Here is a 15,445-nt window from a genome sequence, read left to right as displayed (position 1 = left end):
CAAGCGTTGAAGAACTGGTATTCATAATCGAGCGCGGCGAGCTGCGCTTGCCGGAGATGCGGCGCCAGTATGTTTGGCCCCACGGGAGTGCGCGATCTGCTGAATTCGCTGTATCGCGGCTACCCATCGAGCGCAATCCTACTTTGGGAAACAGATGAGCTGTGCCGCTGCAGGATTTCGCGGTCAGCCAGAGCACAAATCCGGACCAGAGCACTCGGCTCATGCTTGATGGTCAGCAGCGTCTGACATCGCTCTCGGCTGTCATCCGTGGCGGGCCGGTGTCGGTACGCGGCCGTCGCCGGCCTGCCGATCTGCTGTTCAACTCGGACCATCCCGACCAGCTAGCTGTCGTGACTGAAGTGGAAGAGAACGGCGGCGACGAGGACGATGTCGACGACGATAGCAACCGATTGGTGACAAAACGGACTCGACCGAGCGCACAGGCCTGTTGCAAGCCGAGGGCGGTTTCGTGAACCTGATGCAGCTCGCTGAGTATGTGCCCCATCAGCGCATCGCGGTGCTGGCCTGCCCGGTTGATCCCCGTCAGACGAAGCACTGCCGACCGATCAACGTTTAAACGTGTGATCAACGGCTGATCTTTCGAACTCGTTCTGCGTTTGCTCCCGGGACTGCGCCTAATGGAATCACCACGGTTCCATCAGCCAGCCCTTTTCGTTGACGGCTAGCCGGTCCGTCAGCGCCAGGTTGTCCATGAACGCATCGTCATGCGACACCACCAGCAGCACGCCGCGATAGCTGCGCAGCATGGCCTCCAGCGCCTGGATCCATGGAAGGTCGAGGTGATTGCTCGGTTCATCGAGCAATAGCAGTTGCGGAGGCGCGTCGGCATAGAGCAGGCAGACCAGTGCCGCCTTCAGCCGCTCCCCGCCGCTCAGGGATTCCGTCGGTGCGGCAATCCTCTGTGCGTCAAGACCGAGATGCGCGAGCCGCATGCGCAGATCTCCTTCGCTGGCGCGGCGATTGACCGCCATCAGCTGCTGCAGCACCGACTGCTCGGGATGCAGGTTGGCCAACCGCTGATCGAGATACGCGCTCTCCGGGGTCACCCTGAAGGTCCCGGCCAACGGGGCGAGATGGCCGGCGATGACCTTGAGCAACGTCGATTTGCCACAACGGTTGGGGCCGACCACGCCGACGCGCTGCTGCCCCGTCAGGACCAGGCTGATCCGGCGCGCGGCTTCCGATACGAACGGCAGTTCCACCGCATCAAGTTCCGCCACGCGCCGCTGCGCTGCCTGCAGGACGGGCAGCGAATGCAGGCTGATTGCCGCTTCGCTTTCGAGTTCCTGCGCGGCTTCCCGAATGCGCTCGGTGAGCTGCTGCAGCGTGTCGGCCTGCTGTTGGCGCCATTTGCCAGCGGAACTCTCGCTGCGCTCCTTCTGGCGACCGAGCAGGATCTTCGCTTGATTCGCTTCCTTGCCGCGCCGGTCCCCGCGTGCCTGCCTTCGCTGTTGCCGCTCGCGTTGCTCGCGTAGCGCAAGTTCTTCCCGCTGGCGGTCGAGCTTGCGCCGTTCCAGCTGTTGCGCGGCGTTCAGCCGCTCCTGCGCCTTCGTCTCGGCATAGAACGAATAATTGCCGCCGTAGCTGTGCAGCCCGAGCGACGACAGCTCGACGATCCGCTCCATCGCTTCGAGCAGTTGGCGATCATGGCTGACGATCAATAGCCCGCGCGGCCAGAGCCGCAATTGTTCGATCAGCGCTTGCCGATTCGGACGATCCAGATGATTGCTGGGCTCGTCGAGAATCAGAAAGTCAGCGTCCGACAGCATGGCGCCCAGCAAGGCCACGCGCATCCCTTCGCCCCCGCTGAGACTGCCCGCTGGCGTAGTGGCATCGAGATGACCCAGGCCATGGCGTTCCAGTTCATGCCGCAAACGCTGGCGGATATCCCAACGCTCGCCAACCGCATCGAAGTCTTCCGGCGCACTGCTGCCCGCCTCGATGCGCAGCAGCGCCTCGAGCGTGTGTTGTACGCCGGCCAGACTGGCTACCGTGGCATCGGCCGAAGGGGACACCTGCTGGGCGAGGTAGTACACGCTGCCGGAGCGCACGCAACGTCCGCCGGTCGGCTCCAACTGCCCGGCTAGCAGGCGCGCGAGCACGCTCTTGCCCACGCCATTGCGCCCGACGAGGCCGGTGGGCCGATCGTCGAAGGTTTCGCTCAGTTGGGAAAAAAGCGTCCTGCCATCCGGCAGGGCGTAGGACACGCTTTCGAGCGCGAGATAGGGATTCGTCATGCTTCAATTCCAGGGATGCCAAGCACTCCCCCTGCTGCAGGGGCTGGTGGAGACTGGCCGTCATGTCGACGGCGGCATCAATGGCGCATGGGACGAATACCTCGGTGGGGATTAACGAAGGTCGAAGTATAGCGGGCAGACGAAATTGACGGGTGGGCGGCCATCATGCAGCCGACTTCAACCGCCGCACGTGCAGTCCATCGCGCCGCTGATCGACCTGCCACAGGTCATACGCGGCCTGATGCGCCAACCACGATTCCGCGCTCTTGCCGAAGGCCATTTCAAGCCGTACCGCCATTTCAGGCGTGATGGAAGCACGGCCGCTGACGATCTCGGACAGCGTTTCCCGCGACACGTCCAAAGCAGTGGCCGCCTCGGTGATGGTCAGCTGCAGCGGTTTCAGCCAGAGCTGACGCAGGATCTCGCCGGGATGCGGGAGATTGTGCATGCGCATGGTCGTCTTCCTTGGGGATACGAGCGTTTTGAAGCGGAGGAGATTGCTGCAACTCTCAACGTATCTCTTCCAAAAAACGCCCTTCAAACCCTGACCACCACCTTCCCAAACTGCTCGTTCGACTCCAGAAACCGATGGGCCTCGACGATCTGGTCGAACGCAAAAGTCCGGGCGATGGTCGGCCGCAGTTGCCCTTCGTCGAGTCCGCGCACGCTGAACGCCTTCGCCGCCGCCAGCCGCGCCGGGTCGCCGATGGTCTCGTGCACCAGATACCCCCGCAGCGTCAGCGATTTGCTCAGGACCGTGAACAGCGGAAACGGCGTGGGCGACGGGCTGAGGCCGCCGTATTCGATCAGCATGCCGCCGCGCGACATCGCTGCCGTCAATGGTTCGAAGATCGGGCCGCCGATCGCGTCGAGCACGACGCGCACGCCCTGCTCGCCGGCAATCTCCTTCAGCCGTGCCTCGAGGTCTTCCTCGCCCGAGGCCACGACATGCCGCGCACCGGCGTCGAGCAAGGCCGCCCGCTTCGCCGACGATCGCGTGATCGCGATGGGAATGGCGCCAACCATATTGGCAATCTGGATCGCTGCGAGGCCGACGCTGCTGGAGGCCGCGGTAATCGCCACGATGTCGCCCTTGCCGAGTCCGGCGACATCGATCAACGCGCCATAAGCGGTCAGGTATGGCATCCACAGCGCCGCGGCGCCTTCCCAGCTCAGCGACGGCGGATGCTTGACGACAAGCTCGGCGGGAAAGCGGACCAACTCCCCATAGGCCGGCCACTGCACCATCGACTTCGGCGGCACGATGCTGACGGCATCGCCCGGCGCCAAGCCTTCGACACCGGGGCCGACGGCTTCGATCACGCCCGCCGCTTCGAGCCCGAGCCCGGAAGGAAAGGTCGGCGTCTCGATATAGCGGCCGGTCCGCAGCAATGCCTCAGCGCGATTCAGACCGAGCGCCTTGACGCGAATCCGCACCTCGCCGACGCCGGGCTCCGGCACTTCGGCATGTTCGATGCGCAGGACTTCAGGCCCGCCGATTTGATGGAAACGGACGACGCGAGCGGTTTGCATGGCTGAATTCACTCCAAATCAATTGCAATGAATCCAGTATGATCTCCGTCAATAAATCGATAAATCGCCTCTCCGGCACGACGATCGAAACCAATACTTTTGAATCATGGACCGCCTGACCAGCATGGCCGTGTTCGTCAAGGCCGTCGATCTTGGCTCGTTTGCCGCCGCCGCGGACGCGCTGGGCATCACGGGGCCGATGGTCGGCAAGCACGTCCGCTTCCTCGAAGAGCGCCTCGGCACGCGGCTGCTGAACCGCACCACGCGCCGACAGAGCCTGACCGACTTCGGCCGCGCCTACTACGAACGCTGCCGCCTGATCCTGGCCGAGGCCGAGGCCGCCGATGCCCTCGCGGCCGATCAATTGGCCGAGCCCTGCGGCAAGCTGCGCGTCACGATGCCGGTTCACTTTGGCCGGCATTGCGCGATGCCGATCCTGCTGGAGCTGGCGCGGCAATATCCGGCGCTGGAACTGGAGCTGTCGTTCAGCGACCGGTTGATCGACCTGGCGGAAGACGGCTACGACCTCGCGATCCGCACCGGAAGCCTGCAGGACCGGGCCGACACCATCGCGCGCCGGATCGCTCGCCAGCGCATGATCGTCTGCGCCTCGCCGGCCTATCTCGATCGCCATGGCGAGCCGCAACAAATCGAAGAGCTGCGCCAGCACCATGCGATCGTCTATCGCCGCACCGGACCGGTGGCGCCATGGTTGTTCCCGCGCGACGATGGGCCACCGGTGGAATGGCATCCGGCAGGCCGGCTGCAGCTCGACGACCTCGATGCGATTGCCGACGCGGCGGCCGCCGGCATGGGGGTCGCATGGCTTCCCTCCTGGCTCGTCAGTGAACGGATCCACGCCGGTGCACTGGTGCGGCTGTTCCCGGACGAGCCGGCTTTCCTGTACGACGCCTATGCGCTTTGGCTGCGCACCCCGCATCTTGCGCGCAAGGTACGGCTTGCGGTCGATGCGTTGGCGGCGGAACTGCCCCACCGCATGCAATAGCGTTCAGCCTTTCGCGTTCAGCCTTTCGCGTCCTTCCCCGCCCGCGGAAACAGCGGCCACGCCATCGCCGCACAGGCGCCCGCCACCAGCCACACACCGGTCCAGCCGCTGCGATCGAGCAGTTGCGGGATCGCCGACGGTGCCACGAAGTACGCGGCAAACACCAGCGTATTGGCCAGTCCCAGCGCCGTACCGGCGCGTTCTGCGCCGGCCTGCGTGGCGAGCTCGGTGTAGGCGACCCCATGCCACGCCGACACCGCGATGCCGGCGAGCACGACCGCGACCATCGTCGCCAAGGCAGGCACGCTGCTTCCCATCGCGGCGCACAGCGCGAGCGGTACGAACATCAGCGCCGCGACCATCGTGCAATGACGCAGCCACGCACGGCGGTTGCCGCGCCGGTCGGTATGGCGGCCGCTCCAGATCCGCATCGCCATCGCGCCGACCTGCACCGCGCACAGCGTCGCGGCGATGCCGGACACGCCGACGTGGGCGGCATCGTGCAGGAACACCGAGGCGAAGCTGAGGATCGCAAATTGCGGCGCGCAGAGGATGCCGATCGCTGCCGCGATGCGCCAGACGCGTACGCTGCGCAGCGGCCCCGCATCACCGTGTGCATGGCGCCGTACGGCCGCGCGCGCATCGGCATGCGGCGGCTCGTGCAGCCATCGCCAGGTCAGCCAAACCGATGCCACGCAGAAGGCGGCGAGCACCGCGTACACCCAGCGAAAGCCCGCAGCCACCGCGAGCCATGGCAGCACCAGGGCCCCCAACCCGCCACCGAGCGGCACCGCGGTCTGGCGGATGCTCATCGCCAGGCCGCGCTCGCCCTCGGCGAACCATCGCATCACCGCGCGTCCGCTGGCGCCATTGACGCTGCCGCCCGCCAGCCCCAGCAGTGCCATGCAGGCCATCGCCATCCATAGCGGCGGCACGCGGTCCGCCGTCGGCGCCAGAAACAGCGCCATGATCGCCAGCGTCAGCGCCGTGGCGCCGAGCCCGTACAGCAGCACGCGACGGTCGCCCCAGCGGTCGGCCGCCGCGCCCCACGGCAACTCCGACAGCGCGGCGCCGACGCCCAACGCGCCGAGCAGCAAGCCGAGCCCCGCGTTATCGAGGTGGTAAGCGCTGCGCAGCCATACCGCGGTGGCCGGCAACCCGTTGGCGGCGGCGATGAAGCTGGCGTTGGCGGCCACGCCGACGCCCAGCACTTTCCAGCGATGTGAAGCGGCGAAGATGGCAATCGGTTCGGCACCAGGGCCGGAAAGACGGGAAGGACGGGACAAGCAAGTGGATTCGGCCACGACGGCTCTCCGATCGGGCAGTTGACGGATCGCCAGTATTCCAACGACCATTCATCATGAAAATCGGAAAGTTTTGAACCGATCGTTTTGAATTTCCGGACGATTCTCATGGCACTGAATCTGGACATCGCCGCGCTGCGCAGCCTTGTCGCCGGCGTCGACCTCGGCAGCTTTGCCCGCGCGGCCGATCAGGTGGGCCGTTCCACCTCGGCCGTCAGCGCGCAGATCCACAAGCTCGAAGACATGGCGGGCACGCCGCTGTTTCGCAAGGCGGGCAGGACGCTGGAACTGACCGAGGCCGGCAATCTGCTGCTCGGCTATGCACGCAGGATGGTCGCGTTGAACGACGAGGCCGCCGCGGCGGTCCGCGGTGTCGATCTGTCCGGCGGCGTGCGATTGGGACTGCAGGAAGAATTCGGCGAGGCGACGCTGCCCGAGGTCTTGGGCCGGTTTGCGCGCGCGCATCCGAAGGTGCGGGTCGAGGCGATGGTGGCGCGCAATCACGATCTGTTCGCCCGCATCCAGGCGCGCACGCTCGATCTGGCGCTGGTGTGGGGCGGTACGAATGGTGCCGCCGCGGCAAGAGCGCCAGGCGCCGATATCACGCTGGTCGGCGAACCGCAGATGTGCTGGGTCGGACCGGCCTCGCTGCCCTGGCGTCTCGATCCCGAGGAACCCGTCCCATTGGCCGTGTTCGACCGGCCCTGCCATTTCCACGACGCCGCCACCGCCGCGCTCGATCGCGCCGGCATTCCGTGGCGCGTCTCGTTCACCAGTCCGAACCTCGGCGGCCTATGGGCTGCCGCGGCAGCCGGTCTCGGTCTGGTCGTGCGCACGCCTTACGGCTTGCCCGCCTCGCTGCGTCAACTCGGGCCTGCCGATGGGCTGCCGCCGCTGGGCAAGATGCCGCTGATGCTGCTGCGTGCGCCGGGCCCGGCCTCCGAGGTTTCGCAGCGGCTGGCGGACATCATGTTGGAAGCGTTGCGTCCTGTCTGAGCCGCAGACGCGTTGGTTCATCGAGGCGGTTCGGAACGACGATAGGCGATCGCCAGGCCCACGCCCCCGAGCACGGCGATGGAAGCCACCACCAACCGCCACGTCACCGCCTCACCCAACAGCAACACCCCACCCGCCGCCGCAATCACCGGCACGCTGAGTTGCACCAGTCCAGCGGTAGTCACCGTCAACCCCCGCAGTGCGACATACCAGATGGCGTAGCCGAGCGCCGAGGCGATCGCGCCGGACAGTACCGCGTACAGCATGCCAGCGGCATCGTGGCTGGCCCAGGGCAGCGCGGCGAGATAGATCGGCAGGCAGCAGACCGAGGCGCGCAGGAAGTTGCCGGCGTTGGCGCGCACCGGATCGCGCGCGCCCTTGGCGCGGATCGAATAGATGCCCCACGCCGCGCCGGACGCGATCATCAGCAGCGCACCAAGCAGCGGTGGCGCGGACAGGCCCGGCAGCAGCATGCCGATCAGTCCCGCGACCGCGATCAGATAGCCGGCCGTCTGCACGAGATGAGGCCGTTCGCCGAGCCAGAGTCCGCGGCCGATCATGGTCACCTGCACCGCGCCGAACAGCAGCAGCGCGCCGGTCGCGGCCGATAGTTGCGCGTAGGCGTAGGAGAAGAGGATCGCGTAGGCGAACAGCGCCAGCGCCGAGCGCCAGTTGCCGCTCGATGCCTCAGTCGTTGGCGTTGCCTCGGGCGCGCGCGAAGCGCCACCACGCAGTTGCACCAGCACCCATAGCGTGATGGCGCCCGACAGCAGCCGCACGGTGGTGAAGCTCGCCGCGTCGATGGTGGTGTCCCGCAGCGCCAGCCGGCACAGCAGCGAGTTGCCGGCGAAGGCGAGCATCGACAGCGCGGTGCAGCCGACCACCAGCGCGGCGGACGGCCGCGTGCTCACAGCGGATGCCCTGCCGCGTCGCGCAGCTCGACCAGCAGCGCCTGGCCGTCGGCATCGACGCGAAAGGCGCCGAATTGCGCGCCCTCGTATCGACGCGCATGGCCCTCCTGGAAGAAGAAGGCGTCGGTCGAGATCTGGATCTGATCGGTACCCCAGCGCGACGGTTTCAATTGGAAGCGCAGCAGGTGTTCGCCAGCGACCAGTGGTTCGCCGCGATGCAGCCGCACGAAGCTGCCCTCGCCGTGCGCATCGAGCCGAACCACCGCGGTGCGGATACGGTCGTCGGTCGTCTCCAGCGCGCGCAGGATCGGCGCGCCGATGGCGAAGTTCAGCGCCATATAGTCGCCCTGCATCAGCGAGCGCGGATCGACCGGCGCCAGCCGCAGCAGCACCACATCGCCGCGCGCGAGCAGTCGTTCCTTGCCGATCACGCCGGCGCCCGCGACCGCGAGCGTCAGCGCCCACGCAATCAGGATCCAGCGTTTCATCGGCTGCCCTCCTCTGCGATGTCGGCCGCACCGAGCGCGGACCGGGGCCGGGTCAACCACGCGCGTGCCGCCAGCACGACGATACCGGCCGCTACCAGCGTTGCCGACTTGATCGCCAGCGTCCAGTGCAGCGCGCTGTAGTACCAGATGAAACCGAGGCCGATCGTCGCAAGGCCCAGTCCGAGCCAGGTCAGGGACGCCCGCCGCAAGGCCAGCCCGGTCGCCAGCACGCCCGCCACCACGGCGGGAGCGCCGATCATCAGCGCGGCACAGAGCGCCAGCACACCGCCGACCCCGGCGCGCCGGCGGAGCGATCGTTGCAGCCGGGCCGTTTCGGCGATGCCAAAGCCGACCAGCAGCACCGCAAACAGCGCGCCCGCCAGCCAATGCGGCACGCCGCGTGCCGCCGGTTCGGTGAAGAGGGCCAATGGATGGCCGATGCCGGTCACGATCAGCGCGGCGAGCAGGCTGCAAAGCAGCAAGGCGTCCGCGGCCGGGGCGAGCCAGTGATGGCGCCGGAGCGCGGCAAGCCGTCCCTCGGTGGTCGCGTACAGCGTCGCCTTCAGCGCGGCGACCGGCGCCAGCCAGACCAGCGCCCACCCCATCGCCTGCCAGGGCGTGGACGGACCCATCGCGATGGCGATGGTCAACGCCATCGCCACCGACACCATCGCCGCAAGCGCGCACAACAAGCGATGCAGCCGATTGCCGATCGCCGCATAGAGCAGCATCTCGCAGGCCGCGACCCCGAACCAGAACGCAGCGGTCTCCACGGCGCGGGCGCGGCCGAGCAGATCGGCGGCGGCATAAAACGCCAGCCCTTGCCCGGTCAGGCTGCTGGCCAACGCGAATTGCTCGAAGCCGGTATGGCCCCCGCGGCGCCGGTACAGCAGCGCGGCCAGTGCGATCAGCGCCAGTCCGCAGACGAGAATGGCCCCGCTGTTCTCGCGCGCGGCGACGAACACGGTGCCGAGCAGGAACAGCTGGAAGAACACCGCGCCGAGCCATCCGGCCATGCCGGTCAACAGCCGCACGGACCATGGTGCATCGGTCTCGGCGGGCGGGTGCCCTGCGACCGCGCCTTCCGCGGCCAGCGCGCGCCACAGCGCCTGCACCGCCGCTGACGGTTGCACCGTCCCGCTCCACTGACGCGACGGCGGCCGCTCGGCGAACGTGGCGGTGGTGCTATCGGTGGAGCTGTCGGTGGAGCTGTCGGTGGACGCGTCGGCGAACGTATCGATGGGCCCCTGCGCATGATCGCGATGCAAACGCATCAACCACGTCGCCGACACGGCCGACAGGCCGAGTGTCAGCAGGCCGAGCAGCAGGAAGCCGCCGAATTCCGCGCCGGCCTCGAACAGCAGGCGGCCGAGTCCCCCGACGATCAGCGCGATCAGCGACAGCGCAATCCCGCTCAGCACGAGCAGATCGACGTTGCGCCGCCGGAACCAGGCGCCCAGTCCCAGCACGGCGGCCAGCGCGACGATCAGCATCGCACCGTCAAAGCGGTCGCCGAACAGCGCACCGAGCCCGAGCCAGACCGCATGCGCGCAAGCCAGCGCCGCCAGCAGCCGCACGCCGCCCTGGCCTCGCACGCCAACACGCGGCGCGTGCGCCGACAGGACCAGCCATAGCGCGAGCTGCAGCAAGGCAGCGGCAAGCAGCCACAGGCCGACCAGCTTGCCGCCCTCGACGCCGAACAGCAGCGTGAACGGCAGGCCGGCGCCCAGTTCGACGCTGAAGAAGCGCAGCAGCGCGACATTGGCCAGCACCACCACCAGCCACCAATGGGACGGCGCGTGCGCGGCCAGCGCCCACGGCACGGCCAGCAACGTCCACCACGCGAACAGTTGCCAGGCATCGGCGCCGGTCTGGTAGACCTGTCCGATCACCGCCAGCAATGCCCCGGTGATCAATTGCGCGGCGAACAGCGCCGCGCGACCGGCCGCGTCGCCGTCGGGCCGGCGCCAGGCGAACGCCGCCAGCGCGCTGATCACCACCGCAAGCACGGCGAAGCGGGTGAACTCGTGCAGGGCCTGCCAGTTGAAGGCGAAGAAGACGATCACGCCGGCGCACAGCAGCGCCACGCCGAGCGCGAGCAGCGCCCGTTGCAGCCAGCGGTGCCAGTCGGCAGTCCAGGGCTCGGTATCGGTCCAAGCCTGGCGCGCTCGGGGCACCGCCAGCCGCCCCTGTGCGCACCAGTCCGCCAGCGCGCGCCGCTGTGCATGCCGGATGTTCAGACGGTGGGCTTGGCGATCGGTGGGCATGGATTGGGGAGCGCTCCGGAAAGGCGTTGGCTGCACTCTAGCAAAGCGCCGTGGCGACCGCACGATCAAAGGCGGTGCGACACGAACCAGCAAAGCACCGGGCGGTGCCGGTATGCTGTCGGCTTTTCCGGCTCGGGGGCTTGGGGCTTGGGGCTTGGGGCTTGGGGCTTGGGGCTTGGGGCTTACGGCTTACGGCTTAGGGCCCGGCTTGCGGCTCGGGCTGCCGGCTCGGCCGCACCGTCCTCCATCTCGTTTCGATACCTGCACGCCATGACCCTCGGCATCCTCGCCGCCCTCCACGATGAAATCGACGGCCTGATCGCCGCCATGCGCCACGACGATGCCCGCGCGACCGTCCATCGGATCGGCATGCGCGACTACTACGTGGGCGAGCTGTACGGGCAGCGCTGCGTGGTGGTGCTGGCCCGGGTCGGCAAGGTGGCGGCCGCGGCAACCACGGTGACGTTGATCCGCGAATTCGGTGTCGACGGCATCGTCTTCACCGGGCTGGCGGGCGGGATCGGCGCCGGCGTGCAGGTCGGCGATCTGGTGATCGCCGATCGGACGCTGCAGCACGACATGGACGCGCGTCCGCTGTTTCCGCGCCATCAGGTGCCGCTGCTAGGCCTGGAGGCATTCCCGACCGATCCGGCGCTGACGGCCGCGCTGTGCGAGGCGGCGCAGGCCTTCCTGACGGAGGATCTGCCCAGCGCCGTGCCGGCCGCGGTGCGTGCCCGTTTTAGTGTCACTGCGGGCGTCACTGCGGGGGTCACTGCGGGCGTCACCGCGCCGAACCTGCATCTGGGCATGATCGCCAGCGGCGATCAGTTCATCGGGGCGCCGACCACGGTGGCGGAGCTGCGGGCGCGGCTGCCCGGCCTGCTGGCGGTCGAAATGGAAGGGGCGGCGGTCGGTCAGGTCTGCCACGAATACGGCGTACCGCACGCGGTCATGCGGACCGTGTCGGATCGGGCGGACGACAGCGCCCATGTCGATTTCCCGGCGTTCCTGGCCGAGGTGGCCAGCCACTACTCGGAGGGCGTGATCCGGCGGCTGCTGGCGGCGCTGCGGTGAGGTTGGGCGCTCAGCGTCCGCGCCGCGCGAACAGCCCGCCCAGCCCGACCAGCAGCGCGGCGCCGAGGATGGCGGCGGTCCAGCCGCTCAGCTGGCCATCGATGAACCAGCGCAGCGCCCGGCCCAGGTAGAAGCTGGCGAGCGCGCCGACGCCGCCCAGCAGCAGCGCCATCGCGACGGTCAGTACCGGGCCGCGCGGATGCATCGCCCGCGCCACCAGTCCGACCACCATGCCCACCAAGAACGTCCCCAGCATCGCCCGCTTCCGTTGTTCGACCATCGACCTGACCCGCCCGCCGCCCGTGGCGGCAGCGGCGTAACGATAACTCAAGTCACAGCGCCGGCCGACTCCCGATAGCCTCGGCCGGGCCGCGAACGCAAGGATCGCGCCCGGACGGTATAATGCAAGCCGTCCCGGCGGCGCTCGGCCCGGCCCTGAATGGCCAGTGTGCGCGCCGCCATGCCCAGCGCAGGCAAAGCTGGCGCGAGGCCGGAACGGCCCGCCAGCCGGACAGCGAAACGTCCCCAACCATGCAACTGCTCGCAATCGGAATCAATCACAACACGGCGCCCGTCTCGCTTCGCGAGCGGGTGGCGTTTCCGCTCGAGCAGATCAAGCCGGCGCTGGGCGCGCTGCGCACCCAGCTGGCCGGCAAGCGCGGGACCGAGGCGGCGATCCTGTCGACCTGCAACCGGACCGAGATCTATTGCGCCACCGACCTGGTGCTGTCCGGCTCGGAGGGCTTCGATCACACGCTGCGCTGGCTGTCGCAGCACCACAATATCCCCGCCGGGGAGCTGGCCCCGCATCTGTACTCGCTGCCGCAGTCCGAGGCGGTGCGCCATGCCTTCCGCGTCGCCAGCGGCCTCGATTCGATGGTGCTCGGCGAGACGCAGATCCTTGGCCAGATGAAGGATGCGGTCCGCACCGCCGGCGAGGCCGGCACCCTCGGCACCTATCTGAACCAGCTGTTCCAGCGCACCTTCGCCGTGGCGAAAGAAGTGCGCGGCCAGACCGAGATCGGCGCGCATTCGGTGTCGATGGCGGCGGCCGCGGTACGGCTGGGGCAGCGGATTTTCGAGAGCATTTCGGGCCAGCGTGTGCTGTTCATCGGCGCCGGCGAAATGATCGAGCTGTGCGCCACCCATTTCGCCGCGCAGAGCCCGCGCCAGATCGTCGTCGCCAACCGCACCGTCGAGCGCGGCGAGAAGCTGGCCGAGCAGCTGGCCGCGCAGGGGCTCAATACCGAAGCGATCCGCCTGTCCGACCTCGGCTCGCGGCTGCACGAGTTCGACATCGTCGTCTCCAGCACCGCCAGTTCGCTGCCGATCATCGGGCTGGGCGCGGTCGAACGTGCGGTCAAGCAGCGCAAGCACCGCCCGATCATGATGGTCGACCTTGCCGTGCCGCGCGATGTCGAGCCCGAAGTGGCGCGGCTCGACGACGTCTTCCTGTACACCGTCGACGACCTCGGCGCGATCGTGCGGGAAGGCAATGCGATGCGCCAGGCCGCGGTGGCGCAGGCCGAAGCGATCATCGAAACGCGCGTGCAGCATTTCATGCACTGGCTGGAGACGCGCAGCGTGGTGCCGGTGATCCGCGAACTGCAGGCCAACGGCGAGGCGATGCGCCAGGCCGAACTCGAACGCGCGCGCAGGATGCTGGCGCGCGGCGACGATCCCGAGGCCGTGCTCGAGGCGCTGTCCGGCGCGTTGACCCGCAAGTTCCTGCACGGTCCCACCCACGCGCTCAATCACACCCAGGGCGAGGACCGCGAGGCGCTGCTGCGCCTGGTGCCCGGCCTGTTCCGCCACAGCAGCCACTCCGAGCGCTAGCCGCTCGCGGGCAGCGTCCGCGCCTTCGCGCCAAGGTCGTCGTCCGCATCACCGCGCCACGCCAGCGCGGCATCCGCCTGCGCCAGGCGCTCAGCACCAGCACGCCGTTCCAGGACGCCGCCCAAAGACACCGCCCCAACACGCCGGATTCCGATGAAAGCCAGCATGCAAGCCAAGCTCGACCAACTGGCCGAGCGCCTCGACGAAGTCAACGCCCTGCTCGCGCGCGAAGACGCGACCGCGAACATGGAGCAGTACCGCAAGCTGACGCGCGAGCATGCCGAGCTGTCGCCCGTGGCCGAGCAATATGCGCATTACCGGCAGGCCCAGGACGATCTGGCCACCGCGCAGGCGCTGCTCGACGACCCCGAGATGAAGGCCTTCGCCAGCGACGAGATCGATGCCGCGCGCGCGAAGCTCGATGAACTGGAAGCCAGCCTGCAGACGCTGCTGCTGCCCAAGGACCCCAACGACGACCGCAACCTGATCCTGGAAATCCGCGCCGGCACCGGCGGCGAGGAAAGTGCGCTGTTCGCCGGCGATCTGCTGCGCATGTACACGCGCTATGCCGAGCGGCAGCGCTGGCAGGTCGAGATCATGAGCGAGTCGCCATCGGATCTGGGCGGCTACAAGGAAGTGATCGTGCGCATCGCCGGCGATGCGGCGTTCTCGAAGCTGAAGTTCGAATCGGGCGGCCATCGCGTGCAGCGCGTGCCGGCCACCGAGGCGCAGGGGCGCATCCATACCTCGGCCTGCACGGTCGCGGTGATGCCCGAGGCCGACGAACTCGGCGAGATCGAGATCAATCCCGGCGATCTGCGCGTCGACACCTTCCGCGCCTCGGGCGCCGGCGGCCAGCACATCAACAAGACCGATTCGGCGGTGCGATTGACCCACCTGCCGACCGGCATCGTCGTCGAATGCCAGGACGACCGCAGCCAGCACCGCAACAAGGACAAGGCGATGAAGGTGCTGGCGGCGCGTCTGAAGGACATGCAGTTGCGCGCGGCGCAGGCGAAGGAAGCGACCACGCGGCGCAACCTGATCGGCTCGGGCGACCGCAGCGACCGCATCCGCACGTACAACTTCCCGCAGGGCCGCGTGACCGACCATCGCATCAATCTGACGCTGTACAAGATCGACATGATCATGGACGGCGACCTCGACGAACTGATCGGGGCGCTGGCGGCGGAGCACCAGGCCGATCAACTGGCGGCGCTGGGCGAGGACGCGTAAATGCCGCGGCGGGATATTCGCTACGGTTGTTTTCCGCCGGCAAAATACTTGTATTTCTTGCAAATGCCTGAAACAGCCATGGTAACGACATGGTTGGTCGCTATAATCGGAAACGGCTAACCCGGCACAAATACCGGGCGGGTCTTTTCTCGAAAAACGGACAAAAGGACGAAATCATGAAGAAACTGCTTGCGTTGTTGATGGTCACCGCTGCAGTGGCTGCTTGCGGCAAGAAGGATGAAGCCCCCGCCTCGTCGAACGTCGATAGCGCGATGGCCAGCGCGGCCGAATCGGCCAAGTCGGCGGCCAGCGACGCTGCCGCGGCTGCGGAATCCGCCGCCGACGCTGCAAAGGCCGCGGCCAGCAACGCAGCTTCGGACGTGTCCGCCGCCGCCGAGCGCGCCAAGGACGAAGCGGCCGCCGCCATGGCAAATGCCAAGGACGCCGCCAGCAATGCGGTCAACGAGACCGCCGACAAGGCCAAGGAAGCGACCAAGAACTAAACCGTCGCCCGCGCGGTACCGAGCCCCGCCACG

The 15,445-nt window shown here is 67.9% G+C and carries 16 protein-coding genes; 7 read left to right on the top strand and 9 right to left on the bottom strand.

The features are described 5' to 3' along the window. The first annotated feature begins 221 nt into the window (after nt 1–221). Nucleotides 222–473 carry a DUF262 domain-containing protein gene (locus F7Q96_RS27210; protein ID WP_249041688.1) on the top strand — a complete coding sequence of 84 codons (252 nt, stop codon included), beginning with the start codon at nt 222–224 and terminating at the stop codon, nt 471–473. A 171-nt stretch (nt 474–644) separates the two neighbouring features. On the opposite strand, the gene F7Q96_RS17805 is transcribed toward F7Q96_RS27210, so the two are convergent. The 3 genes from F7Q96_RS17805 to F7Q96_RS17795 all read right to left on the bottom strand — a co-directional run bounded on the left by F7Q96_RS17805 (nt 645) and on the right by F7Q96_RS17795 (nt 3,791). Further along, a complete protein-coding gene (locus tag F7Q96_RS17805) occupies nt 645–2,258 on the bottom strand; it encodes an ABC-F family ATP-binding cassette domain-containing protein (protein ID WP_053822609.1) in 1,614 nt (537 codons plus the stop codon). A 163-nt stretch (nt 2,259–2,421) separates the two neighbouring features. Beyond that, nucleotides 2,422–2,706, bottom strand: a complete 285-nt coding sequence (locus F7Q96_RS17800) for a HigA family addiction module antitoxin (protein WP_315904369.1) — start codon at nt 2,704–2,706, stop codon at nt 2,422–2,424. A gap of 89 nt (nt 2,707–2,795) precedes the next feature. Further along, nucleotides 2,796–3,791 (bottom strand): zinc-dependent alcohol dehydrogenase family protein, encoded by a 996-nt coding sequence (locus F7Q96_RS17795; protein ID WP_053822611.1) that lies wholly within the window; start codon nt 3,789–3,791, stop codon nt 2,796–2,798. 106 nt (nt 3,792–3,897) lie between these two features. Between F7Q96_RS17795 and F7Q96_RS17790 the strand changes: the two genes are divergently transcribed. Next, nucleotides 3,898–4,797 (top strand): LysR family transcriptional regulator, encoded by a 900-nt coding sequence (locus F7Q96_RS17790; RefSeq protein WP_151023041.1) that lies wholly within the window; start codon nt 3,898–3,900, stop codon nt 4,795–4,797. A gap of 17 nt (nt 4,798–4,814) precedes the next feature. Here F7Q96_RS17790 and F7Q96_RS17785 read toward each other — a convergent pair whose 3' ends face one another. Then, on the bottom strand, nt 4,815–6,101 hold the full coding sequence (locus tag F7Q96_RS17785; RefSeq protein WP_390885752.1) for an MFS transporter: 1,287 nt from the start codon (nt 6,099–6,101) through the stop codon (nt 4,815–4,817). 108 nt (nt 6,102–6,209) lie between these two features. Here F7Q96_RS17785 and F7Q96_RS17780 point away from each other — a divergent pair, with 108 nt between their 5' ends. Further along, entirely contained in the window at nt 6,210–7,097 is an 888-nt protein-coding gene (locus F7Q96_RS17780; protein WP_053822613.1) for a LysR substrate-binding domain-containing protein, read from the top strand. Nucleotides 7,098–7,114: 17 nt separating this feature from the next. Here the strand turns inward: F7Q96_RS17780 and F7Q96_RS17775 are convergent, their stop codons facing one another. Genes F7Q96_RS17775 through F7Q96_RS27445 form a run of 3 tightly spaced genes read right to left on the bottom strand, consistent with a single transcriptional unit; the run spans nt 7,115 to nt 10,763 of the window. Further along, the gene (locus tag F7Q96_RS17775) at nt 7,115–8,008 is read right to left on the bottom strand and encodes a DMT family transporter (protein ID WP_053822614.1); all 894 of its coding nucleotides are present in this window, start codon (nt 8,006–8,008) and stop codon (nt 7,115–7,117) included. Continuing rightward, complete coding sequence (locus F7Q96_RS17770; RefSeq protein ID WP_053822615.1) at nt 8,005–8,496, bottom strand: GDYXXLXY domain-containing protein; 492 nt, start codon at nt 8,494–8,496, stop codon at nt 8,005–8,007. Before F7Q96_RS17770 ends, F7Q96_RS17775 begins: the two co-directional genes overlap by 4 nt. Next, on the bottom strand, nt 8,493–10,763 hold the full coding sequence (locus tag F7Q96_RS27445) for a DUF4401 domain-containing protein (RefSeq protein WP_315904143.1): 2,271 nt from the start codon (nt 10,761–10,763) through the stop codon (nt 8,493–8,495). The genes F7Q96_RS17770 and F7Q96_RS27445 overlap by 4 nt, the downstream gene beginning before the upstream one ends. A gap of 270 nt (nt 10,764–11,033) precedes the next feature. On the opposite strand from F7Q96_RS27445, the gene F7Q96_RS17750 reads away from it, so the two are divergent. Then, on the top strand, nt 11,034–11,837 hold the full coding sequence (locus F7Q96_RS17750; protein WP_053822616.1) for a 5'-methylthioadenosine/adenosylhomocysteine nucleosidase: 804 nt from the start codon (nt 11,034–11,036) through the stop codon (nt 11,835–11,837). A gap of 10 nt (nt 11,838–11,847) precedes the next feature. On the opposite strand, the gene F7Q96_RS17745 is transcribed toward F7Q96_RS17750, so the two are convergent. Beyond that, entirely contained in the window at nt 11,848–12,093 is a 246-nt protein-coding gene (locus F7Q96_RS17745; protein WP_023264535.1) for a hypothetical protein, read from the bottom strand. A gap of 275 nt (nt 12,094–12,368) precedes the next feature. On the opposite strand from F7Q96_RS17745, the gene hemA reads away from it, so the two are divergent. Further along, nucleotides 12,369–13,673, top strand: a complete 1,305-nt coding sequence (gene hemA / locus F7Q96_RS17740; RefSeq protein WP_053823217.1) for a glutamyl-tRNA reductase — start codon at nt 12,369–12,371, stop codon at nt 13,671–13,673. Here hemA and F7Q96_RS26840 read toward each other — a convergent pair. Beyond that, nucleotides 13,670–13,840, bottom strand: a complete 171-nt coding sequence (locus F7Q96_RS26840) for a hypothetical protein (protein WP_158507270.1) — start codon at nt 13,838–13,840, stop codon at nt 13,670–13,672. The two genes, hemA and F7Q96_RS26840, sit on opposite strands and share 4 nt — an antisense overlap. On the opposite strand from F7Q96_RS26840, the gene prfA reads away from it, so the two are divergent. Next, entirely contained in the window at nt 13,827–14,909 is a 1,083-nt protein-coding gene (prfA, locus tag F7Q96_RS17735; protein ID WP_053822617.1) for a peptide chain release factor 1, read from the top strand. The two genes, F7Q96_RS26840 and prfA, sit on opposite strands and share 14 nt — an antisense overlap. 176 nt (nt 14,910–15,085) lie before the next feature. Beyond that, entirely contained in the window at nt 15,086–15,412 is a 327-nt protein-coding gene (locus tag F7Q96_RS17730; RefSeq protein WP_006577776.1) for a hypothetical protein, read from the top strand. Nucleotides 15,413–15,445 lie beyond the last annotated feature (33 nt).

Source organism: Cupriavidus gilardii (assembly GCF_008801915.1).
GTDB lineage: Bacteria > Pseudomonadota > Gammaproteobacteria > Burkholderiales > Burkholderiaceae > Cupriavidus > Cupriavidus gilardii.
The sequence above is the reverse complement of the archived record's forward strand: the minus strand, read 5'-3'. Positions and strand labels throughout refer to the sequence as shown.